Source organism: Streptococcus sp. A25 (genome assembly GCF_043674095.1).
In the GTDB taxonomy this organism is placed as follows: Bacteria; Bacillota; Bacilli; order Lactobacillales; family Streptococcaceae; genus Streptococcus; species Streptococcus suis_V.
Map to the genome: position 1 here is coordinate 66,341 of NZ_JBIMJO010000001.1, position 22,450 is coordinate 88,790.

Sequence of the window (22,450 nt, forward strand, 5' to 3'; positions counted from 1 at the left end):
TTTTGGAGAAATAATGGCAAAGCTAACTGTAATTATGCCAGTCTATAATAGGGAGACTATTGTTAAGGAAGCAATAGATAGTATCCTCTGTCAAAGCTACCAAGATTTTAAGTTCCTTATTGTTGATGATGGCAGTGAGGATAAGACTGCAGACATCATAAAGTCTTATCGGGGCCTAGGATATATTTGATAAAAATCTAGGTATTTCTACTAGTATAAATCTAGCTTTGAGTGAGATTAAAACTGAATTTATTGCCCGTATGGATTCGGATAATATCGCTCACCCAGATTGTTTTGCAATTCAGATTGATTATTTGGAAAACACAGGGATTGTATGAATAGCTCCCTGTCAAGTGGACAATGAAATAATAAAAGATTAGGCGACGGCCTTGTTCCTCATTTCAAGAGGGGCAAGGCCGTTGTTGCGCTCTTGAAAACGTTGATGATTGTAAAATAGATGTTGGCATCAATATCTAAAACTAGCTCCTCAAAAGTCTTATATTTCTTCAAATCATAGCACTCCGTCTTAAAGTGCCCAAAGAAACTCTCAATTGGTGCATTGTCAATACACCTTACCAACACGAGACATATAGCGGGTCATCTGATACTGGGTCGTTAGGCGGTAATAATCTTTCGAAGTATACTGCGAACCTCGATCGCTGTGAATCAATGGTGTCGCATCAGGATTAGCTTTTCGGGCTTTACGAAGTGTTTCTAACACCAGTTCGTTATCATTAAACTGACCAACCACATAGGCGACAATTGAGCCGTCGTATAGATCCTTAATAGCACTCAAGTAGGCCTTACAATCGAGACCGTACTTCAAGAAAGTCACATCTGTAGACCATTTCTGATTTGGAGCAGTAGCTGTAAAATTACGATTGAGAATGTTGTCCTCTACATTGACAAAGCTAGTCTTGGTACAATACCCCTTGGCTCTTCTGATAATGGAACGTAGACCTAGAATGTGCATCAAGTGTCGAATCCGTTTCTTGTTGTAGCTTGTTCCAAGCTTGCGATTGACAAATCGAGTCATACGACGATAACAAAGAATACCATTATGCTGGCTATGAAGTTCCTTGATGACATTCATCAAGCCTAAATTTTCCTGTTCAGAAGTTGTTTGGAGCTTGTCTATATTTAAGTGTATATGAAACAGTTCCGCTAAGTTTTTTATCTTCTATACAAAATCAGTTGAAACAAGTTTATAGTCAGAGGAGTCGATTTAATCAGTTTAAGGTTGATTGGAGTTATTTACTACGGTTAGTCCGTTCTATTACTGGTGAAGATTCACTGTCGCTAGAATAATGTTTCTTAAGACTTATTTCTAGACATTAGTTCATAGAAGTATGGTGAACTTCCCTTTTATTGGAACTCCTCTACTTTTTCTGTGGGGGAGTTTTTGAGTGTTTTATGGTAAAATATTGAGTATGATTATATTGAACGGAAACAAGATTGAGCGCTCCTTTGCGGGCGAAGTTTTATTTAATAATATCAATATTCAAGTCGATGAACGGGACCGGATTGCCCTTGTCGGAAAAAATGGAGCAGGCAAGTCTACTCTGCTCAAAATCCTTGTCGGAGAAGAAGCAGCGACTAGCGGCGAGATTTCAACCAAGCGTGATTTGTCCCTTTCTTACCTGGCACAGGACAGCCGTTTTGAGTCAGAAAATACCATTTATGATGAAATGCTCCATGTCTTTGACGACCTGCGGATGACGGAGAAACGCCTGCGGTCTATGGAAGAGCAAATGGGCAGTTTGTCTGGTAATGAACTCGACCAGCTCATGAAGACCTACGATAGTCTGTCGGAAGAATTTCGTCTGGCAGGTGGTTTTAACTATGAAGCAGATATTCGTGCTATTTTGAATGGTTTTAAGTTTGACCAGACCATGTGGGACATGAAAATCTCCGAACTCTCAGGCGGTCAGAATACCCGTTTGGCCTTGGCAAAAATGTTGCTAGAAAGTCCAGAGTTATTGGTGCTGGACGAGCCGACCAACCACCTGGACATTGACACGATTGCCTGGCTGGAAAACTACCTCGTGCATTACAAGGGAGCCTTGATTATTGTCAGCCATGACCGCTATTTCTTGGATAAGGTGGCAACGATTACGCTTGATTTGACCAAGCATTCTTTAGACCGTTATGTAGGAAATTATTCTCAGTTTGTCGAGCTGAAAGAGCAGAAGTTGCAGACGGAACTGCAAAACTATGAGAAGCAGCAGAAAGAAATTGCTAAACTAGAAGATTTTGTTCAAAAAAATATCGTCCGTGCTTCAACGACTAAGCGTGCCCAGGCAAGACGCAAGCAGTTGGAAAAGATGGAGCGACTGGACAAGCCAACAACTGGTCAGAAGTCTGCCAACATGACCTTCCAGTCGGACAAGACTTCAGGAAATATCGTCTTGACAGTGGAAAATGCTGCGGTGGGTTACGATGGAGAAATACTTTCTCAGCCTATTTCCATTGACCAACGAAAGCTGGATGCCATTGCTATTGTCGGTCCGAACGGAATCGGAAAAACAACCCTGCTCAAGTCTATCATCGGAGCTCTGCCATTTATCAAAGGGGAAGCCAAGCTAGGTGCCAATGTGGAAGTGGGCTACTATGACCAAACCCAGTCGGCCCTGACGCCTTCCAATACCGTCTTGGAGGAGCTCTGGTCAGCCTTTCCGACCACACCTGAAGTGGAGATCCGCAACCGCCTTGGAGCCTTCCTCTTCTCAGGAGACGACGTCAAAAAGTCCGTGTCCATGCTGTCTGGTGGGGAAAAAGCCCGCCTGCTCCTCGCCAAGCTGTCCATGGAAAACAACAACTTCCTTATCCTCGATGAGCCGACCAACCACTTGGACATCGACAGCAAGGAGGTTCTGGAAAATGCCCTGATCGACTTTGACGGCACCCTGCTTTTTGTCAGCCACGACCGCTATTTCATCAACCGCGTCGCCACCAAGGTGCTGGAAATCTCGGAAACTGGCTCCACGCTCTATTTGGGCGACTATGATTATTATTTGGAGAAAAAAGCAGAGCTGGAAGCAGAAACCCAGCCTGACCAGCTAGAAAGTACCAGCCAATCAGCCGGAGCCATGGACTACCAAGCCCAAAAGGAAAACCAAAAAGAGCAACGCAAACTAGCTCGCCGCATCGAGCAAATCGAGGCAGAAATCGAGACCATCGAAAACCGCCTGAGCGAACTCAACCAAGCCATGTTAGAAACTAATGATATCGGACAGCTGACCGATTATCAGAAAGAAATCGATCAATTGACTGCCCAACAAGAAAACCTCATGGAAGAATGGGAAGAATTATCTGAGCAGATGGGCTAGGTTGACAGCAAGTTGACAAGATGTTCAAACCCTTGAGAGAACAGGATTGCAAGCCAGTCTTGCGGAGTTAGCAAGACCACCTTTCGCTAAAAAAGTCCAGAGCAAGCTAGCCTTTCTTGAAAAACATCGACCGATAAGCTAAGATAAGTTAGAGATTAGCATCACTTCTCGAAGGTGGTGTCACCATCTCAGCGCAGTGGTTGATTGGGTTTAACAGTCCAGTTGACTGTTAAAGGTTGGAGATAAGATTTGCGAAGCAAATCTCAGCAGTTCGTGCTGCACACTTCAAATCTGACCTTACGAATGTTGCGAACTTTGTTCGCTATATTCCCAACCTAAAACTGTCCCCCAGACAGTTTAAGCTGTGCGGGGCGGGAGTAAAACGGTCTGGGAATCGACCGTTTTAGCTCAACAACTAGAAATAAAGACTTGTTGACGAACTCTTTTTCATTTTTCGAGTTCTGTCCCGCTCCCCGAAAGGAGAAGAAATGAACTTTGGACAGCAAATCAAAGACTTACGTAAGAAGGAAGGCTTGACCCAGGAGCAGTTTGCCCTCAAACTCAATGTGACCAGGCAGGCCGTTTCCAACTGGGAAAATGACAAGAATCTACCTGATTTGGAGCTCTTGATTCTCATGTCCTCTATCTTTTCGTTCTCCTTAGATCACCTTATCTTAGGAGGAACTGACATGAACAACATGACAGAAAAACTTGTAAAAGACGGTCGCGAAGGCCGCCGTACCCAGATGCACCTGACTATTACTATTATCGGGAGCTTTCTCATACTTCTCGGCTTCGTCTGCTTTATCATCAAGGCAAACTCAGTCGAATATGTCGATGCCAAGGGCATTCTACATGAAAATTTTTATCTCATTCCAGTCGGCTACTTGCTGGTCTTTACAGGAGCCATTGCCACGCTCCTATCAGGACTAGCCCTGCACCGCTTTAGAAAAGAAAATAAGTAAGATGACCAAACACTCACGTTTCCTTAATAGCGACCAATTTTTCGCCTGTCCAGTTTGTGGGCTGGCTCTTGGTCTTGACCAGAGTAGTCTTCGCTGCCCCAACCGCCACACTTTTGATATCGCCAAGCAAGGCTATGTCAACCTGGCACCCCAGGTCAAGCAGTCCGCCAACTACCACAAGTCTAGCTTTGAAAACCGCCAGGCCTTTTTAGAGGCGGGTTATTACGATAATATCTATGCGGCTTTGGAGGGAAAAATAGCAGAGCTGGGCTTGCGGTCTGTCTTGGACATCGGCTGTGGAGAGGGCTTTTATTCCCGTAAATTAGCCGAGAAAATGGACTTGGACATTCTTGCTTTTGATATTTCTAAGGATTCCATTCTCTTGGCAGCTAGATCTGACACTACTAAGTCGGTCAAATGGTTTGTCGGTGATTTGACCAAGTTGCCCATTCAAGATAAGACCATTGATGGCATCTTGGACATCTTTTCCCCAGCCAATTATCAGGAGTTTGCCAGAGTGCTGAAAGCTGGTGGGGTAATTCTAAAATTAGTCCCAGGTCCAAATCATCTCAAGGAGCTCCGCCATTTAGCTAAAGACCAACTCCGCAAGGAGTCCTATGACAACCAAGATATCGTGGACCATTTCCAGTCTTACATGGGGCAGGTGGAGCAAGTGCTGGTCAGCCGGACCTTGCCGATTACAGCCGCCCATGCTCAAGTCTTAGCAGACATGACGCCCCTCCTATTCCAAGTGGACCAGTCCAAACTGGACTTGAGCCAGTTGACCGAGATTACGATTGAGGGATTGCTCTTGATTGGAACTTTATAAAAAATGAAACCGCCTCTGGATAACAGAAGCGGTTTTGCTTTATTTCGGCTCTTTGTCAACTGTAGTGGGTAGGCGAAAAGCTAACATCTAGAGAGGACGAACTTCGTTCTCTCTTTTTCAATATTCAAAGCGATGTAAATCTTAGTTTTAAAGTTCTTAAAGTTCCTAAAGCCGAAAGCCTGTCTCTTGATGTCCTTGATGAGTTTATTGGTAGCTTCCAGTTTAGCATTGGAATAGGGTAGCTCAATGGCGTTCGTGATATAAGTTTTATACTTTAGAAATGTCTTAAAAACAGTCTTGAAGGCAGGATTGACAAGGTTAAGGTTGTCTTCTAGAAGCTCGAAGAAATAGTTCGAGTTCTTCTCTTGGAAATGGAAGAGGAGAATCTGGTAGAGGTCATAATAGAATCTTAGTTGGTCTGAGAACTCGAGTGTTTTCTGAACAACCTCTTTCGGTGTCAAGGTTTGCCCAAAGGTACGAGAATAAAAGAGGTTCTGAGACAGTTTACGGCTATCTTTTTGAAGAATCCGCCAGTGATTTTTCATGGCTCGATAAGGTAGGGAAGGTGTATCAAAGGTTTTCATAATATCAATTCTAGTCGACATCATAGCCCGGCTCAGGTGCTGGATAATGTGAAATCTATCAAGAACAATTTTCGCTCTTGGAAATAGCTGTTTGATGATGGGAATATAGCTACCCGACATGTCCACCGTCACGACCTTGACAGTCTCTCTAACTGCCCTAGGATACTTGTAGAAATAGTTCTTTATGGTTGCTTGGCGGTTATTCTCGAGAATGGTCACAATGCGTCTCGTCTCAAAATCCTGGGCAATAAAGGCAAGTTTTCCTTTGTTTCGACTAAATTCATCCCAGCTTAAGACTTTTGGTAATTTCGTAAAATCTTGAGGAAATTGAAACTGAGTCAATTTTCTCTGTACGACGGAAACGGAAATGTGTAGTCTCCTAGCGATAGCAGAGTTGGTCATGTTTTCTGTGTGTAGTTGAGTGACTTTCTCCCAGATTGGTTGAGAAATCTGACAGTTTTTCTTGACCAGAGGTGTCTCAGAAACAGTTACTTTTTGACACGATTTACACTGAAACCGACGTTTCTTAAGCAGTAGGAGGGTTGGAAAACCCTGACAATCCAAAATTGGAATTTTTGACGGCATTTGAAAATCGTACTTGATACATTTTTCTTGGCAATGAGGACAGCTAGGACTGTCGTAATCTAGCTTTGCCCTGATTTCTAGATGGGTTTGATGTTTCAAAACGAAGAAAATTTTAATGTTTTTATCTTTGATTCCGATTAGTTCTGTGGTATGATAAAGCTGTTCCATATGAACCCTTTCTAATGAGTTGTTTGAACGCTTTTCATTATAGGTCATATGGGACTTTTTTTCTACACTCAAAAAGGCTCCATAATCTCCACGGTGGGTTTACCCACTACAGAAATTATAGAGCCTTTATTTCTCAAATTCTGCCTTGCTCTTCACATCGCCGTATTCTTCAGCGACTTCTTTGCTGAGGATGTCAGCGTAGCTGGCAAGTTGGATGTCTTGTCCATATTTTTTACGGAGGGCAGTTGTGACCAAGCGGTAGGCTAGGTTGGCATTGCGGGACAGGATTGGTCCGTGGAAGTAGCTGCCGAAGGTGTTTTTGTAGTGCAGACCTTCGCCACCGTCTTCCTTATTGTTGCCATTACCATAGACAACCTTGCCCAGCGGTTTTTGGTTGTCAGATAGGAAGGTACGGCCTTGGTGGTTTTCAAAACCGTAGTAGGTTTCGTTGAACTCATCATTGTGAATTTTGATGTCACCGATGTAACGGTTGTTGGTTTGGTTGAGGGTGTAGTGACCCATGATACCTAGACCGTCAATCTTGCGACCGCCAGCTTCGATGTAGTATTGACCGAGCAACTGGAAGCCACCGCAGATAGCCAGCATGACACCGTCGTTTTCGATGAAGTCTGCTAGGCTGTCTTTTTTAGTTGGTAAATCTTTTGCAAGAATAGATTGTTCATAGTCCTGTCCACCACCGAAAAAGGTGATGTCGTAGAAATCCTTGTCAAAATCATCTGTCAAAGAAACAATATCAACTTGAACACGGGCACCCAATTTTTCCGCCACATACTTGAGCATGAGGATATTGCCGTTGTCACCGTAGGTATTCATCAAGTCACCATAGAGGTGGGCAATGTGGAGATCGTAGGTATAGTCTTTTTCAGGACTTTTTAATGAAGTATAGACCATTATTTCATCTCCTTTCCAACTGCTTGACGTTGAGCTAGTAAATCTCGGAATTCCAGCATAGCCGTATAGGTTGCTAGAATATAGGCCTGTTGACTGCTGGACTGCTCAATCAGGGTCATGATATCTTCTAGTTTAGGTGTTTCAGTGATTTGGTCTTCAGGATAGCCAGTCACACGAAGGCGACGAGCGATTTCAGATGAACGAACACCACCTGCAAAGACTTGCGGAATGTCCATTTGGGTAATCTGCTCAAAGTCAGCGTCCCAAATCCAGCTGGTGTCAATCCCGTCAGCGTAGTTGGCATTGAGAAGTACTGATAGGCTAAAATCGTAAGGAGCCAATTTCATCATTTCAATGGCCTGAGTAGCACCAACTGGGTTTTTAATCAGGACTAGCGTACAATCTTTGTCCCCGATTTTAAAGGTTTCTTGGCGACCGAAGACTGCCTTGGATTTGTCAAATCCTGCCTTGATTTTCTCAGGAGATACACCGAAAAATTCTGCTACGCTGACAGCTGCTAGGGCATTGTAGATGTTGTAGAGGCCTCCGATGTTAATTTTGTAGTCCTGTCCGTCAATAGCAAAAGTAGAAGAGGTATTGGTGATTTCTTTTAGTTCGGTCAACTTGTAGTCCAGCTCAGGTCGGCTAAAGCCACAGTTGCTACAGATATAGCTACCCAAGTTGGCGTAGGTATTGAGCTTGTACTGGATAATCTGGTGGCAATGCGGGCAGAGAACACCCTCGGTATTGTAATGAGCTAGACGAGGCTCATGCTCCTCTGTCGCAAAACCATAGTATTTTACTGGATTGACGACGGTAGTCGAGTTGAAAAGAGGGCTGTCACCGTTGGCTAAGATGGTCGCCTGTGGAGCCTTGGCAGCACCGTCCAAAATCATCTGGTAGGTGGTGTAAATCTCACCATAGCGATCCATTTGATCTCGGAAAATATTAGTGAAGACAATTAAGCTAGGCTTGATAAAGTCAGTTACACGGGCCAGGCTGGCTTCGTCGATTTCCAAGACGGCAATCTTCTTGCCGTTTTTGTTTTTCTTGGCAGATAAAAATGTTGCCGTAATCCCTGTAATCATATTGGCACCGCTGGTATTGGTAGTGACCGCCCCAAAAGCTTCTTCCAAAATACCGACCGTTAGAGCAGTGGTCAGGGTTTTTCCGTTGGTTCCAGTGACGACGACAACTTCATAATCCTTAGCCAAACTATCTAAAATATGTTTATCGAATTTGAGGGCAATTTTCCCTGGCAGTGTGGTTCCTCGACCCAGTTTGTTGAGGACAAACTGACTGGATTTTCCTGCGGCAATGCCGAGTAATGTACTTATTTTCATGGATTTATTGTAACACAAAGTGTCGGGATTTTCTAGAATGGAGAATAGTCAGAAATAGGGCGTAGCTAATCATGGGAAGAGACGGAAAAATATGGTACAATAGAAATACTAGTTTCCATTTGAAAAAGAAAATAAGAAAGAAAGTATTGAGGAATCCATGTTAAACTTAAACCAATTATTTGATGTTGGGTATTGGTCAAGTTTGATAGCCAGTCCTTGGACGGCAGCCTTGCATCTCATCGATATTAGTATCGTTCTCTATTTGATTTATAATTTTAGCAAGGCGATCGCAGGGACCAAGATTATGACCCTTATTCGAGGGGTATTCCTGTTCATTGTCGCCCAGCTTGTTGCAAGCTTGCTTGGGCTTCAGACTATTTCTTGGCTCATGAACCAGGTTATCACCTATGGGGTAATCGCAGCGGTTATCATTTTTGCTCCGGAATTGCGTTCAGTATTGGAAAAATTGGGTCGAACCACCCAGCTGTTTTCTTCTGCCAATCTTAGCACAGAAGAAAGCCTGGTTCAGGCCTATGTCCAGGCAGTTGCCTACATGTCTCCTCGAAAAATCGGAGCCCTGGTAGCTGTCGAGAGGGTCCAGACCTTGCAAGAGTACAAGTCAACAGGCATTCCTCTGGATGCGGATGTTTCGCGGGAATTGCTCATCAATATCTTTATTCCCAATACCCCTCTGCATGACGGTGCTGTCATTATTAAAGACGAAAAGGTAGCTGTGGCATGTGCCTACTTGCCATTGACGGAAAGTGCGGGTATTTCAAAAGAATTTGGTACGCGACACAGGGCTGCTATCGGTCTTTCAGAGGCTTCTGATGCCTTTGTTTTCGTGGTTTCAGAGGAAACAGGTGGCATCTCGACGGCCCATAATGGTATTTTCAGGCATAATCTGAGCCTGGAAGAATTTGAGCAGGAATTGCGTGACCTATTTGTGCCGACGGTTGTGGCCAAAAAATCTTGGTTGAGGAGGTTAGGTGGACGATGATGCACGAAAAATATAAGCAAATTGGACATTTGGTCCTGTCTATTCTCCTGTCTTTGTTGCTCTTCTTCTATGCTACCACGACCAATTATAAGAATAATTTAGTTGCTACTAGTGCAACAACGCAGAAAGAGTCAGAAACCTACACTTATACACTAGCCAATGTGCCGATTGATATTAGCTATGACAGTGATAAATATTTTATTTCAGGCTTTTCACCCAGTGTGACGGTAGAGTTGACTGGCTCAGACCGGGTTATTTTGCAACGGGAATCTGATCCACTAACCAGGACCTTCCATGTAACAGCAGATTTAAATAATCTTGAGATTGGTCAACGGGCGGTAGAGCTGCAGGTGACCAACCTGCCTTCTGGTTTGAATGCCACTCTTTCTCCGGCTGAGATGAAGGTGAAAATTGGCTACAAGGTTAGCCGGAGTTATACAGTTGAAGGAAAGGTTTATAGCAATCAGCTCAAAACAGGTTATGCTATAGACAAGGTGTCTGTGACCCTAGACTCGGTTAAGGTCACGTCTGATGCCGATACCTTGGCACAAATCGACCACATAGAAGCAGTGGTCATGGACTTGGCAGAGCTTGACAAGGACTACAGTGGTAAGGCAACCATTCAGGCTGTTGACGCCGACGGCAATGTATTGCCGGTTGTTTTGTCAGAACGAACTACAAATATTCAAGTAACTGTAAAAGAAATGAAATAAATCAAATACATATTGAGGAAATTGAAAAATGGGTAAATATTTTGGTACGGACGGTGTCCGTGGTGAAGCAAACGTAGAATTGACGCCAGAATTGGCTTTCAAGTTGGGTCGTTTTGGTGGCTATGTTCTCAGTCAACACGAAACGGATACGCCACGTGTCTTTGTGGCGCGTGATACGCGTATTTCTGGACAGATGTTGGAGGCGGCTTTGGTTGCCGGCCTTCTCTCAGTCGGTATTCATGTATACAAGTTAGGCGTTTTGGCAACTCCAGGTGTGGCTTATTTGGTTCGGACGGAAAAAGCTAGCGCTGGTGTCATGATTTCTGCCAGCCACAACCCTGCTCAAGATAACGGAATTAAGTTCTTTGCGGGTGACGGTTTCAAATTGGACGATGCCTTGGAAGCAGAAATTGAAGCACTCTTGGATGCTGAAGAGGACACACTTCCGCGCCCGTCTGCCCAAGGTTTGGGTGATGTGGTAGATTATCCAGAAGGCTTGCGTAAATACCAGCAATTCCTGGTGTCAACAGGCTTGGAATTGGAAGGGATGAAAGTTGCTTTGGATACAGCCAATGGTGCAGCTGCAACCAGTGCCCGCCAAGTTTTTGCAGATCTGGGTGCTGAATTGACAGTTATGGCAGAACATCCAGACGGATTGAATATCAACGAGGGCGTTGGCTCAACACATCCAGAAAAATTACAGGAATTGGTCAAGGAATCGGGTAGCCAAATCGGTCTTGCTTTTGACGGTGACAGCGACCGCTTGATTGCTGTCGATGAAAATGGTGACTTGGTTGACGGCGACCGAATCATGTATATCGTCGGCAAGTACCTAGCAGACAAGGGACTTCTTGCTAAAAACACCATTGTCACAACTGTCATGTCCAACCTCGGTTTCCATAAGGCCTTGGATCGTGAAGGTATTGAAAAAGCTGTGACCGCAGTTGGTGACCGTTATGTGGTGGAAGAAATGCGTAATGGTGGCTACAATGTCGGTGGTGAGCAATCAGGACATGTGATTCTGATGGATTATAACACCACAGGCGACGGCCAGTTGACCGCTGTGCAATTGACCAAAATCATGAAAGAAACTGGTAAGAAGTTGTCAGAATTGGCAGCAGAAGTGACCATTTACCCACAAAAATTGGTCAATATCCGTGTGGAAAACAGCATGAAGGACAAGGCAATGGAAGTGCCTGCTATTGCAGCTATCATTGAAAAAATGGAAGCAGAAATGGCTGGCAACGGTCGTATCTTGGTTCGCCCAAGTGGCACCGAGCCCCTCTTGCGTGTCATGGCAGAAGCACCAACGGATGCTGAAGTCGATTACTACGTGGACACCATTGCTGATGTGGTCCGTGCTGAGATCGGTTTGGATTAAGAAATGAGACAGAGACTGGAAGGATTTCCAGCCTCTTTTGTGAGGAAATTATGAGTATTTTAGAAGTAAAGAATTTAAGTCATGGGTTTGGTGATCGCGCCATTTTTGAGAATGTCTCCTTCCGTCTCTTGAAAGGGGAACATATCGGTCTTGTCGGTGCCAATGGTGAAGGGAAATCGACCTTCATGTCCATCGTGACAGGTCAATTGCAGCCAGATGAAGGTAAGGTTGAATGGTCTCGTTATGTGACCGCAGGCTATTTGGATCAGCATGCCAAGCTAGAAAAAGGTAGTTCGGTCCGTGATGTCTTGCGGACAGCCTTTGATGAACTCTTCAAGACAGAGGCGCGTATCAATGATATCTACATGTCCATGGCGGATGAGGGAGCCGATATGGATGCCCTCATGGAGGAAGTCGGGGAGCTCCAAGACCGTCTGGAAAGTCGTGATTTCTATACGCTGGACGCAAAAATTGACGAAGTAGCGCGTGCTCTTGGTGTCATGGACTATGGTATGGACAAGGATGTGACTGAACTTTCTGGTGGCCAGCGGACCAAGATTCTTTTGGCTAAATTGCTTTTGGAAAAGCCAGACATCTTGCTTTTGGATGAGCCGACCAACTATCTGGATGCCGAGCATATCGAGTGGCTCAAGCGTTACTTACAAAATTATGAGAATGCCTTTGTCCTCATTTCCCATGATATTCCATTTTTAAATGACGTGATTAACATCGTCTACCATGTGGAAAATCAGCAGTTGACCCGCTATTCAGGTGACTATTACCAGTTCCAGGAAGTTCATGCTATGAAACGGGCCCAATTAGAAGCAGCTTACGAGCGCCAGCAGAAGGAAATTGCAGATTTGCAGGATTTTGTAAACCGCAATAAGGCCCGTGTGGCCACACGGAATATGGCCATGTCCCGCCAGAAGAAATTGGACAAGATGGAAATTATCGAGCTCCAAGCTGAAAAACCAAAACCGAGCTTTGATTTCAAAATGGCTCGGACGCCAAGTCGTTTTATCTTCCAGACGACTGATTTGGAAATTGGCTATGACCGTGTTTTGACCCGCAAGCCGCTTAATCTGACCTTCGAGCGCAATCAGAAAATTGCTATTGTCGGTGCCAATGGTATCGGGAAATCGACCCTGCTCAAGAGCTTGTTGGGTGTTATCCAGCCTCTGGGCGGCTCAGTCGATCGCGGCGAGTACCTGGAAGTGGGTTATTTCGAGCAAGAAGTAGCTGGTGGCAATCGTCAGACTCCGCTTGAAGCCGTTTGGGATGCCTTTCCAGCCCTTAATCAGGCAGAAGTACGGGCAGCCTTGGCTCGCTGTGGTCTGACTTCCAAGCATATCGAAAGCCAGATTCAAGTTCTTTCAGGTGGTGAGCAGGCCAAAGTTCGCTTCTGTTTGCTTATGAACCGTGAAAATAATGTCTTGGTTCTTGACGAGCCGACCAACCACTTGGATGTGGATGCCAAGGACGAACTCAAACGTGCCCTTCAAGCCTACAAGGGCTCAATTCTCATGGTCTGCCACGAGCCTGATTTCTATGAAGGCTGGGTTGATGATGTCTGGGATTTTAATGAATTGACGTAAATAAAAGCAGCCTTGTCCCTTAGCAGTAGACAAGACTGCATATATAGGCACTTCAATCTTAGAACTTGTATTCACAGCTTCTAAAATTGGGGGTCTATTTTTTTATTGTCTCCAGGTGAAAATCGGTGACCAACTTAGTGTTGCTTTTTCCGATAGAAACTAGCCACTAATAAGACGCTACCCAGTGCTGTAGCGAAATAGTTGAACTCTGATCCTGTTTTCGGCAAGCTAGTTTCTTCGTTTTCATGTTGACTAGAAGGTTCCTTGCTTTCAGCTTTATCAAAACGAATAGTCACAGGCATAGGTAGAGAGGATGAGCGGGCGCATCATCGGCTTGGTATGGACTAGTTGGTTTTGGCTGAGGAACTAGAATTTCTACTGGAGGTAGGTCTTCAAGAGTTGCCAATTGGCTACCGAAGAGGCCATTTGACACCCAGCGGAAGAAATGAACAGGGTGAACCTTGTTGGTTGGATTCCTGCATAGATAAAGATAGATTGGTCTTGATACATGCCAGCTATAGCGACAGTCTTGCTAGCCAGTCCCTCATGACCAGGCCACCAGCCAGCGATATAATAATCTTGGTCAGCAATTTTAACCAGGGCTCGGAAGCCTTCTGGAATACCCTCAATCCAGTTACCAGAATTGGAATAGAAGAGGTCGTTCATGGCATATCCGCTTGTCAGAGGGTCACTATCGTCAACGACTGTCTTCATTAGTCCTTCAAAGTCATAACCACCATCAAACATTTCTGCATTAAAGCCTTCTATAATACCTAATTCTTCCAGTTTCTGCACAGCCGCACCACCGACAACAATGACTGGTTTCTGCCCAAACATGCTGGCATCAAATTGTTCGGATTCCAGGATGATTGCATCAGCTTCATCAGGAGTTTCAACGGTTTCAAATCCCCTGCGTTCCACTACCAAGGCGGTGTTGGCGCGGATGGCAAAATCTCCAGCCCATCTATAGCTGTGTGAAGGAGCGTAGACCTTAATAGCTTTCAATTCTGTGCCTACAGGTTGCTTGTAGAGGTGTTCACCATAGAGGGCATATTGGTCCAATAGTTGAACAAATTGATTGGTTTTGATAATGTAGCTGGCTTCTGTCAAGTAGACTTTTTGACCTTGCTTAATCGCCTGGTTGATGGCCTTGACTGCTGACTCGGAAGTATTGGCCACAATGTAGTACGGTGTCTTGTAGTCGATGTCGCTTGTCCGTGCGGCCTTGGTCCAGGTAATGCTTCCAAGTTTGCCGTCAAAGAGATTTTCTTCAAAGACAGCCATCGCCTTAAAGCCTCTCATATCAGGGAAATTCACGACCAATTCAGCATACATAGCCCCCCATTTGGACTCATCTTAACCAGTGTAGAGGACGTGGTTGGCAAATCCACGCTTGGCTTGTGCCATATCTACCACCAAGTCGCCCTTGTTAAATGGACCGGCATTCTCTGTCAGCTCGGTGACAAGGACGCCGTTGCGCTTGAAGTAGTCAATCATTTTAAAGGCTTCTTCCATGTCATTATTCTATTCCAGAGACATTGGGATGTCATAATAGTCAGGGAAGAATTTTGGTTGATCATTCTTAATACGACCTACGACTTCTCCGTCTGGTCCGACCAGTTCTGCCACAGCCTTTGGATCTTCTACCTTATTCACACCGCGTGAATAGAAGGTGAGGCGCATGTTTATCAAATTATCAGGCTTGCTGGCCATGTGGTTGATGCCCCTGAGGACAGCATAGAATCCGGCTTTAAAGGATTCTTGGTTGGTTTCTGGAATTTCGATGGTATGTCCAAGAATACTTCGGTAGCTTGTAGTCAAAGTTTCTTTTAACTTGGCCAACATCTGGTCAGGCTGGGTAAGTCAGTCAGTCCTTCTTTTCCCTTCGTATTTTCAATCTAGGGGATTTGTGATATACTGGTATAAAGATTTAGGAGACGACTATGGAAAAACTGTGGAAGATTATTTATTCGAGGACTTTTATTGTCATTAGCCTGCTTGCTCTGACGGTCTTTCTGATTTTTTGGTTTGTGGTTGAGGCGACCAATTATATGCCGGCATTTTGGTCCATTATGCAGATTTTTTCTGTTCTGGTGGCCATTTCCATTATCAATCGTCCAATGAATACTAGTTTTAAGCTGACCTGGATTATATTTGTCAGTGGCATTCCCATTTTTGGAGCCCTCTTTTATTTCATTCTCCAATCCAATATTGAAACGAAGCGTTATCGGAAGAATTTCTATAAACAGGCTGAGCGCTTGCGCGAATTCTCCAGCACTTCTGACAAGGTCATGAAGGCACTGGCCAAGGAGGATAAGGAGCAGCTCAAGCTAGCCAACTATATGAGTGGCCATGTCGGTTATGCCCTGCATACTAATACGGATGCGGTGTATTTTTCCAGTGGAGAGGCCAAGTTTGAAGCTCTTTTGGAGGAATTGAAAAAGGCAGAAAACTACATTTTTATGGAATACTTCATTGTGGACCAGGGCTATATGTGGGACTCTATTCTGGCTGTTTTGAAGGAAAAAGCAGAGCAGGGAGTGGAAGTGCGCTTTATGTACGACGGGACCAATTCTCTGACCAATCTGCCCTATTCCTACTATAAGCAGCTGCGGACCTTTGGAATCAAGGCCAAGGTATTCTCACAGATTATCCCGGCCCTTTCCACTATTCAAAACAACCGCGACCACCGCAAAATTGCCATCATTGACGGAGCAGTCGCCTTTACAGGTGGGGTCAATATTGCGGACGAATATATCAATAAAATCGTTCGGTTTGGCTACTGGAAGGATGCTGCTATCATGATTAGGGGGGAGGCGGTTGCCAACTTTACCCTCATGTTCCTGCAGATGTGGAACTATGACGAAAAAGAGGAGACTGAGGACCTCAAGTACCTCAAATCCCACAAGGACTTGGAGACAGAGACCGTTGATGGCGAAGGTTTCTTCCTGCCCTACGGAGAAAATCCCTTTGATGGAGATGAGGTGGCCAAGCGTGTCTATCTGGACATGATTCAGTCTGCGACAGATTACATTTACATCATGACGCCCTACCTGGTCTTGGATGACGAGATGATTGACAATCTAACCTACGCGGCCAAACGCGGCGTCAAGGTCAAGTTACTCCTGCCTCATATCTATGATAAAAAATCAGCCATGTTGGCTGCTCGGACAGATTTTCCGACCTACCTAGAATCAGGCATCGAAATTTACGAATACCAGCCAGGTTTTGTCCATTCCAAGGTGGTCCTTGTGGATGACAAAAAGGCAACGGTGGGGACGGTCAACATGGATTTCCGTTCTTTCTATCTAAACTTCGAGTGTGGTCTTTATATCTACAACCATTCAGGTGTTCTAGCAGCAATCAAGGAAGACTTTGACCAGTCCTTCAAGAAATCCCAGCAAATCAAGCTCCTGCCCTTTATCAAAACCTATTCGTGGAACAAACGACTGGCCGGAGCCATTATGCGCATTATTGCCCCCTTATTATAGAAAACGACAGATTTTCCCTGTCGTTTTTTCCTTTGAACATGGTATAATGGAAAGATAGATGCTAAGGAGAAAAAAGTGTGATTAAACCACAATATGACTGGCAATTGATGCCCAGTTTTTCTGATGAAACATTTGTCAAATTGGCAAAGAAAGAAGGGTTGGACCCTATCGCAGCCAAGCTCCTTTACGAGCGGGGCATCCAGACAAGGGAGGATTTGCAGAAATTTTTGCAGCCCAGCCTTGAAGACCTGCATGATCCTTATCTACTGCATGACATGGACAAGGCCGTTGAGCGGATTCGTCGGGCCATTGAGGACTACGAGCAGATTCTGATCTATGGTGATTACGATGCGGACGGCATGACATCGGCTTCGATTTTGAAGGAGACCTTGGAGGAGCTAGGGGCGGAGGTCCAGGTCTACCTGCCCAACCGCTTTACCGATGGTTACGGCCCCAACCAGTCTGTCTACAAGTATTTCATTGAGCAGCAGGGGATTTCTCTCATTGTTACGGTTGACAATGGCGTAGCGGGTCATGAAGCTATTGCCTATGCCCAAGAGATGGGTGTTGATGTGATTGTGACGGACCACCATTCCCTTCAGGCGACTTTACCGGCTGCTTATGCCATTGTTCATCCAGAGCATCCCGAAGGCAACTATCCCTTTAAGCACCTAGCTGGCTGTGGCGTCGCCTTCAAATTGGCATGCGCTCTTTTGGAGACGGTTCATGCAGACCTATTGGACCTAGTCGCAATTGGAACCATAGCCGATATGGTCAGCCTGACCGATGAAAATAGGGTTATGGTCAAATACGGCCTTTCTCTGCTCAAACAAACTGAGCGGGCTGGCCTACAAGAATTGATGAAGATTGCTGGGATTGAGCTCGATGGCCTTGATGAAGAAACGGTCGGTTTTCAAATTGCCCCCCGCCTCAATGCCCTGGGCCGCCTGGATGACCCCAATCCAGCCCTTGAACTCTTGACTGGCTTTGACGATGAAGAGGCCCATGAAATTGCCCTCATGATTGATGCTAAAAATGTGGAACGCAAGGATATTGTCCAGGCTATTTATGATGAGGCCAAGACCATGCTAGATACCAGTCGGCCTGTACAGGTTCTAGCCAAGGAAGGCTGGAATCCTGGTGTGCTGGGGATCGTTGCAGGCCGTCTCTTGGAAGAGCTGGGCCAGCTGGTCATTGTCCTGTCCATTGAGGAAGGGCGGGCCAAGGGCTCTGCCCGGTCACCGGAGGCTGTTGATATTTTCCAAGCCCTCAAGGACCACCAGGACCTCTTTATCGCCTTTGGCGGTCACGCTGGAGCTGCTGGCATGACGCTGGAAGTGGATAAATTAGACCAGCTGGCGGACACTTTAGCGGCCTTTATCGAAGAGAATAAACTGGACTTGTCTCAGAAATCTGCACTGGTTATTGATGAGGAGATTGACCTAGAGGAATTGACCCTGGATACTTTAAAATCCTTTGACAAGCTGGCTCCCTACGGCATGGACAACAAAAAACCGGTCTTTTATGTCAAGGATTTTCAGGTTGAGTCTGCCCGGACTATGGGGCAAAACAATGCCCACCTCAAGCTCCGGATCAGTAAGGGAGCAGCCGGATTTGACGTCGTTGCCTTTGGCAAGGGCAATCTGGCTCTGGAATTTTCTCAGGCCAAGGATCTGGAGCTGGCTGTGACCCTTTCTGTCAACAAATGGAATGGCAATACCAGCCTGCAGCTCATGCTGGTGGACGCGCGTGTGGACGGTGTTCAGCTCTATAACATTCGCAGTAAACAGCATCCGATTCCTGCTGGCATTCCTCTGGTGGACATGGTAGAGCAGACGAGTTCGCCTGTCATTGCTCTAGCTAGTTTGCCAGAGGATTTAGAAAGTCTGCGCAGCTATTTCCAAGAACATCAATTCGAGGCTATCTACTTCAAAAATGAGATAGCCAAGCCCTATTATTTGGATGGATACGGGAGTCGGGAGCAATTTGCCAAGCTCTATAAGACCATTTACCAGTTTGATGAGTTTGATGTGCGTTATAAACTCAAGGATTTGGCTGCTTATCTGAAAATTAAGGACAGCTTGCTGGTCAAGATGATTCAGATTTTCCAGGAATTGGAGTTTGTCACCATTTCAGATGGGGTGATGAGGGTTAATAAGGATGCCCAGAAGCGGGAGATTTCGGACAGTCAGATTTACCAAGACCTGAAGAAAACGGTCGTCCAGCAGGAGCTTTTTGCCCTGGGAACGGTCCAAGAAATATATGATTGGCTGTGTAGTTCATCATGATCTGGCAGGTCTTATTATTGGCAGTCCTTATCTGTCTGCCCTTCTTACCCTGGCGTAAGTGTCGGACCTGTAGCATTCCTCTTCAAGCTAAGAGACTAGACCAGTTGACCTTTGCCAGCCAAGCCTGTGCGGAGACTTTGAAGGAAATGAGAAGAAACTTGGACCAGGCAAGCTCTGCTCAGTTGGTGGACCAGATTATTGCCAGTCTTGAATTTCCAGAGGAATTGGAGCAGAAGCACCTGACCTGGTTAATGGGACAGATGGACCAAAATCTGCCTCCGCATCATGCCTTTTGGCGGGAGTTTGCTCGGCTAGTTGACTTAGCTTACCCTGATGAGAGCCTACCTAAGCAGGTTCACCAGCTCCGTTACTTGATTTCCTACCAGCAGGCGGATTGGGTCCGCAGGCACTACGGGCAGGGGAAATCAGACTGGCAGGCCTTGACTAGCTATCTGTCTACTTTGCCACGCCGGAGTTACCAGCTGCGGCAATCTGCCCGCCTCCACAACAAGCAACTCTTTCGCAGAGAAAAATTAACACAGAGCCTGCCCCTCAACATCAAGGTCCTCATCCATTTTCACAGCGAGTTTATTTTGGATGAAAAGGGGAACTTTGCCTTGATTTTGGATGAGACTCCGACCTTAAATGGTCAGGTCAACGGTGCCTCCTTTAACTATGCCAGGGCCAATAATCGTAGGCACTACCAGCTGGACATGAAACCGGTTGGTCCCCACGACCCTGTCTACCGTAAGAAAATCCTCCGTTCCAAGGCAGGGGCTTATCTGTCTCCGGTTCGAATTTACTGGTTCCAACTGCGCAAGTCCAAGGTGGGCTGGGACCATTCCTATTTCAACCGGCAGGGAATATTTTCCTCTGGGGGAAATAGCAGAGCAGCCCGGGTAGCTAAACTGCGAAAGGAATTTTCCAGAGACATAGGATTTAGATTATGCCAAAAGATAAAATCATGGTATAATAAAGAGTAAAATTATTTTTAAAAAGTGAGAAAAACATGAACTTAAAAGATTACATCGCAACTATTCCTGACTATCCAAAAGAGGGTATCGAATTCCGTGATATTAGCCCCTTGATGGCTGATGGAAATGCCTACAGCTATGCTGTTCGTGAGATTGTGCAGTATGCTGTTAGCAAGGATATTGATATGATTGTTGGTCCTGAGGCGCGTGGATTTATCGTAGGTTGTCCTGTTGCTTTTGAATTGGGTATCGGATTTGCACCAGTTCGTAAGCCAGGGAAATTGCCACGCGAAGTGATTTCGGCTGACTATGAAAAAGAATACGGTGTGGATACCTTGACTATGCATGCAGATGCTATCAAACCTGGTCAACGTGTCCTGATTGTAGACGACCTGTTGGCTACTGGTGGTACGGTCAAAGCAACAATCGAAATGATTGAAAAATTGGGTGGAATTGTTGCTGGATGTGCCTTCTTGATTGAGTTAGATGACCTCAAAGGCCGAGAAGCTATCGGCGACTACGACTATAAGGTTTTGATGCATTATTAAGATTATCTATCAAGGGTATAGTTATAATCTATAACTGATACTAATTTTAAGCTATTTGATTTGTCTGGACACCTGCTTTATAATAGATAATAAGATAATTAGGAGGTTGCCCATGCCAATCAAGATTGAAAAATCCTTACCAGCAGTAGATATTTTGAGACAAGAGAATATCTTTGTCATGGATAGCGACCGAGCTAGCCATCAGGACATCCGTCCGATAAAGATTTTAATTCTTAATCTTATGCCCCAAAAAATTGTGACGGAGACCCAGTTGCTCCGTCTTTTGGCCAATACGCCCCTGCAGCTTGAAGTGGAATTTCTGCACATGGTCAGTCATGAATCCAAGAATACTCATGCTGACCACTTGGACCAATTTTACAAGACCTTTGAAGAGGTCAAGGATAGCTATTTTGACGGGCTCATCGTCACTGGTGCTCCAGTAGAAAATTTACCATTTGAGGAAGTGGACTATTGGCAGGAACTGGTCCAGGTTTTCGACTGGTCCAGGACTAATGTCTACTCAACCTTGCATATTTGTTGGGGGGCACAGGCTGGACTGTACGCCCGCTACGGTGTCGAAAAATACCAGATGGATCGCAAATTGTCCGGCGTCTATTGCCAAGAAGTAGTAGGGGCAAACAATCCCCTCATGCGTGGATTTGATGATGAGTTTCGCTCACCTCATTCCCGCTATACTGAGGTCAAGGCGGAAGATATTGCTCATTTGGGACAGCTGGAAATTCTATCCCAAGGAGCAGATGTCGGCCTGTCTATTCTAGCCAGCAAGGACTTGCGCGAAGTCTATAGTTTTGGTCATTTGGAGTACGACCGTGACACCCTGGCTAAGGAATATGAGCGAGATTGCCTGGCTGGGAAAAATCCCCATGTGCCAGAGAATTATTTCAAAAACGATGATCCGACCAGCAGACCAGCTCTGTCTTGGAATTTGCCAGCAGCACAATTCTTTACAAACTGGGTCAACTATGCGGTCTATCAAGAAACACCTTATGACTGGAATCACGCAGAATTATCAGCTCTTTCAGCGAGTTTATAAAGAGGAAGTATGAATTATTCACAGCAATTTCAGCAGGGCCACGTGGTCCTGCCTTCTGCCTTACTATTTCATTTTAAGGATATATTTCCCTCATCACAGACTTTTTTGGTTTGGCAGTTTTTCTATTTTCAAAATACCAGTAAATTAGAAACCCTTGCCCCAAGCGACATCGCTCAGGCCATTGGTGCTACGGTGGCCGAGGTAAATCGGGCCATTGAACAGCTGCAGGATTCAGGCTTGCTGGAGATGAAAACCATTATCTTAGATGGTGAGATTGAGATGATTTTTGATGCAGCCCCAGCCCTGGAAAAGCTGGATGGATTGTTTGCTGCGCCTAAGGAATCTGCTGTAGAGATTCTTGCTCCTGCTAATGATTTGAAGACCATTGTGGGAGATTTTGAGCGAGAACTTGGCCGTCTCCTATCGCCTTTTGAGATTGAGGATTTGCAGAAGACGATTGAAGAGGACAAGACCTCCGTTGAGCTCATTCGAGCAGCCCTCAAAGAGGCCGTATTCAACAATAAGACCAACTGGAAATATATTCAAGCTATTCTGCGTAACTGGCGTCGGGAGGGCATTACTACCGTCGCTCAAGTAGAGGCAAAAAATGCAGAAAGAGATTTGCCATCGCCCAAGAATGTCACTGCATCCAGCGATTTTCTGGCGGCCATGGATCTCTGGAAAGAGTAAA

At 45.3% G+C, this 22,450-nt stretch carries 19 protein-coding genes and 2 pseudogenes; 15 read left to right on the forward strand and 6 right to left on the reverse strand.

Translation table 11 applies throughout. The features are described 5' to 3' along the window. Nucleotides 1-34: 34 nt before the first annotated feature. Together ACHBID_RS00340 and ACHBID_RS00345 are read left to right on the forward strand one after the other, a co-directional pair. Nucleotides 35-190 (forward strand): glycosyltransferase family 2 protein, encoded by a 156-nt coding sequence (locus tag ACHBID_RS00340; RefSeq protein ID WP_394734384.1) that lies wholly within the window; start codon nt 35-37, stop codon nt 188-190. After that, nucleotides 183-338, forward strand: coding sequence for a glycosyltransferase (locus ACHBID_RS00345; RefSeq protein ID WP_394731389.1), 156 nt, complete (start codon nt 183-185; stop codon nt 336-338). Before ACHBID_RS00340 ends, ACHBID_RS00345 begins: the two co-directional genes overlap by 8 nt. A gap of 38 nt (nt 339-376) precedes the next feature. On the opposite strand, the pseudogene ACHBID_RS00350 reads toward ACHBID_RS00345, so the two are convergent. Further along, a pseudogene (locus ACHBID_RS00350) lies at nt 377-1,126 on the reverse strand (IS3 family transposase); the annotation flags it as partial. 304 nt (nt 1,127-1,430) lie between these two features. Between ACHBID_RS00350 and ACHBID_RS00355 the strand changes: the two are divergent. The 3 genes from ACHBID_RS00355 to ACHBID_RS00365 all read left to right on the forward strand — a co-directional run bounded on the left by ACHBID_RS00355 (nt 1,431) and on the right by ACHBID_RS00365 (nt 5,123). Next, nucleotides 1,431-3,329, forward strand: coding sequence for an ABC-F family ATP-binding cassette domain-containing protein (locus tag ACHBID_RS00355; protein ID WP_394731355.1), 1,899 nt, complete (start codon nt 1,431-1,433; stop codon nt 3,327-3,329). Between the two features lie 488 nt (nt 3,330-3,817). Continuing rightward, a complete protein-coding gene (locus ACHBID_RS00360) occupies nt 3,818-4,294 on the forward strand; it encodes a DUF3955 domain-containing protein (RefSeq protein ID WP_394731354.1) in 477 nt (158 codons plus the stop codon). A 1-nt stretch (nt 4,295) separates the two neighbouring features. Continuing rightward, a complete protein-coding gene (locus ACHBID_RS00365; RefSeq protein ID WP_394731353.1) occupies nt 4,296-5,123 on the forward strand; it encodes a putative RNA methyltransferase in 828 nt (275 codons plus the stop codon). A gap of 80 nt (nt 5,124-5,203) precedes the next feature. Here ACHBID_RS00365 and ACHBID_RS00370 read toward each other — a convergent pair whose 3' ends face one another. The 3 genes from ACHBID_RS00370 to murT form a co-directional block, all read right to left on the reverse strand. Next, nucleotides 5,204-6,460 carry an ISL3 family transposase gene (locus ACHBID_RS00370; RefSeq protein WP_394731388.1) on the reverse strand — a complete coding sequence of 419 codons (1,257 nt, stop codon included), beginning with the start codon at nt 6,458-6,460 and terminating at the stop codon, nt 5,204-5,206. A 126-nt stretch (nt 6,461-6,586) separates the two neighbouring features. Beyond that, on the reverse strand, nt 6,587-7,372 hold the full coding sequence (gene gatD, locus ACHBID_RS00375; protein WP_394731352.1) for a lipid II isoglutaminyl synthase subunit GatD: 786 nt from the start codon (nt 7,370-7,372) through the stop codon (nt 6,587-6,589). After that, entirely contained in the window at nt 7,372-8,715 is a 1,344-nt protein-coding gene (gene murT, locus ACHBID_RS00380; protein ID WP_394731351.1) for a lipid II isoglutaminyl synthase subunit MurT, read from the reverse strand. Before murT ends, gatD begins: the two co-directional genes overlap by 1 nt. A gap of 157 nt (nt 8,716-8,872) precedes the next feature. Here murT and cdaA point away from each other — a divergent pair, with 157 nt between their 5' ends. The 4 genes from cdaA to ACHBID_RS00400 are packed head-to-tail and all read left to right on the forward strand — an operon-like array spanning nt 8,873 to nt 13,404. Further along, the gene (gene cdaA, locus ACHBID_RS00385) at nt 8,873-9,715 is read left to right on the forward strand and encodes a diadenylate cyclase CdaA (RefSeq protein ID WP_394731350.1); all 843 of its coding nucleotides are present in this window, start codon (nt 8,873-8,875) and stop codon (nt 9,713-9,715) included. After that, nucleotides 9,715-10,428 carry a YbbR-like domain-containing protein gene (locus tag ACHBID_RS00390; protein ID WP_105122729.1) on the forward strand — a complete coding sequence of 238 codons (714 nt, stop codon included), beginning with the start codon at nt 9,715-9,717 and terminating at the stop codon, nt 10,426-10,428. The genes cdaA and ACHBID_RS00390 overlap by 1 nt, the downstream gene beginning before the upstream one ends. 28 nt (nt 10,429-10,456) lie before the next feature. After that, the gene (gene glmM, locus ACHBID_RS00395) at nt 10,457-11,809 is read left to right on the forward strand and encodes a phosphoglucosamine mutase (protein ID WP_394731349.1); all 1,353 of its coding nucleotides are present in this window, start codon (nt 10,457-10,459) and stop codon (nt 11,807-11,809) included. A 50-nt stretch (nt 11,810-11,859) separates the two neighbouring features. Further along, the gene (locus ACHBID_RS00400) at nt 11,860-13,404 is read left to right on the forward strand and encodes an ABC-F family ATP-binding cassette domain-containing protein (protein ID WP_394731348.1); all 1,545 of its coding nucleotides are present in this window, start codon (nt 11,860-11,862) and stop codon (nt 13,402-13,404) included. Between the two features lie 134 nt (nt 13,405-13,538). Here ACHBID_RS00400 and ACHBID_RS00405 read toward each other — a convergent pair whose 3' ends face one another. Beyond that, nucleotides 13,539-13,706 (reverse strand): LPXTG cell wall anchor domain-containing protein, encoded by a 168-nt coding sequence (locus tag ACHBID_RS00405; RefSeq protein WP_238143407.1) that lies wholly within the window; start codon nt 13,704-13,706, stop codon nt 13,539-13,541. A gap of 32 nt (nt 13,707-13,738) precedes the next feature. Further along, nucleotides 13,739-15,213, reverse strand: a pseudogene (locus tag ACHBID_RS00410) (zinc carboxypeptidase); the annotation flags it as partial. A 134-nt stretch (nt 15,214-15,347) separates the two neighbouring features. Here ACHBID_RS00410 and cls point away from each other — a divergent pair. From cls to ACHBID_RS00440, 6 genes are all read left to right on the forward strand, one after another. Continuing rightward, entirely contained in the window at nt 15,348-16,895 is a 1,548-nt protein-coding gene (gene cls, locus ACHBID_RS00415) for a cardiolipin synthase (protein ID WP_172023282.1), read from the forward strand. A 77-nt stretch (nt 16,896-16,972) separates the two neighbouring features. Further along, a complete protein-coding gene (recJ, locus tag ACHBID_RS00420) occupies nt 16,973-19,183 on the forward strand; it encodes a single-stranded-DNA-specific exonuclease RecJ (protein ID WP_394731346.1) in 2,211 nt (736 codons plus the stop codon). Next, on the forward strand, nt 19,180-20,166 hold the full coding sequence (locus ACHBID_RS00425) for a DUF3114 domain-containing protein (protein ID WP_394731345.1): 987 nt from the start codon (nt 19,180-19,182) through the stop codon (nt 20,164-20,166). Before recJ ends, ACHBID_RS00425 begins: the two co-directional genes overlap by 4 nt. 26 nt (nt 20,167-20,192) lie before the next feature. Beyond that, entirely contained in the window at nt 20,193-20,705 is a 513-nt protein-coding gene (locus ACHBID_RS00430) for an adenine phosphoribosyltransferase (protein ID WP_105110758.1), read from the forward strand. A gap of 112 nt (nt 20,706-20,817) precedes the next feature. Next, nucleotides 20,818-21,759 (forward strand): homoserine O-succinyltransferase, encoded by a 942-nt coding sequence (metA, locus tag ACHBID_RS00435; RefSeq protein ID WP_105138676.1) that lies wholly within the window; start codon nt 20,818-20,820, stop codon nt 21,757-21,759. 9 nt (nt 21,760-21,768) lie between these two features. Then, on the forward strand, nt 21,769-22,449 hold the full coding sequence (locus ACHBID_RS00440) for a DnaD domain-containing protein (protein ID WP_105160143.1): 681 nt from the start codon (nt 21,769-21,771) through the stop codon (nt 22,447-22,449). The last annotated feature ends 1 nt before the right edge of the window (nt 22,450 follow it).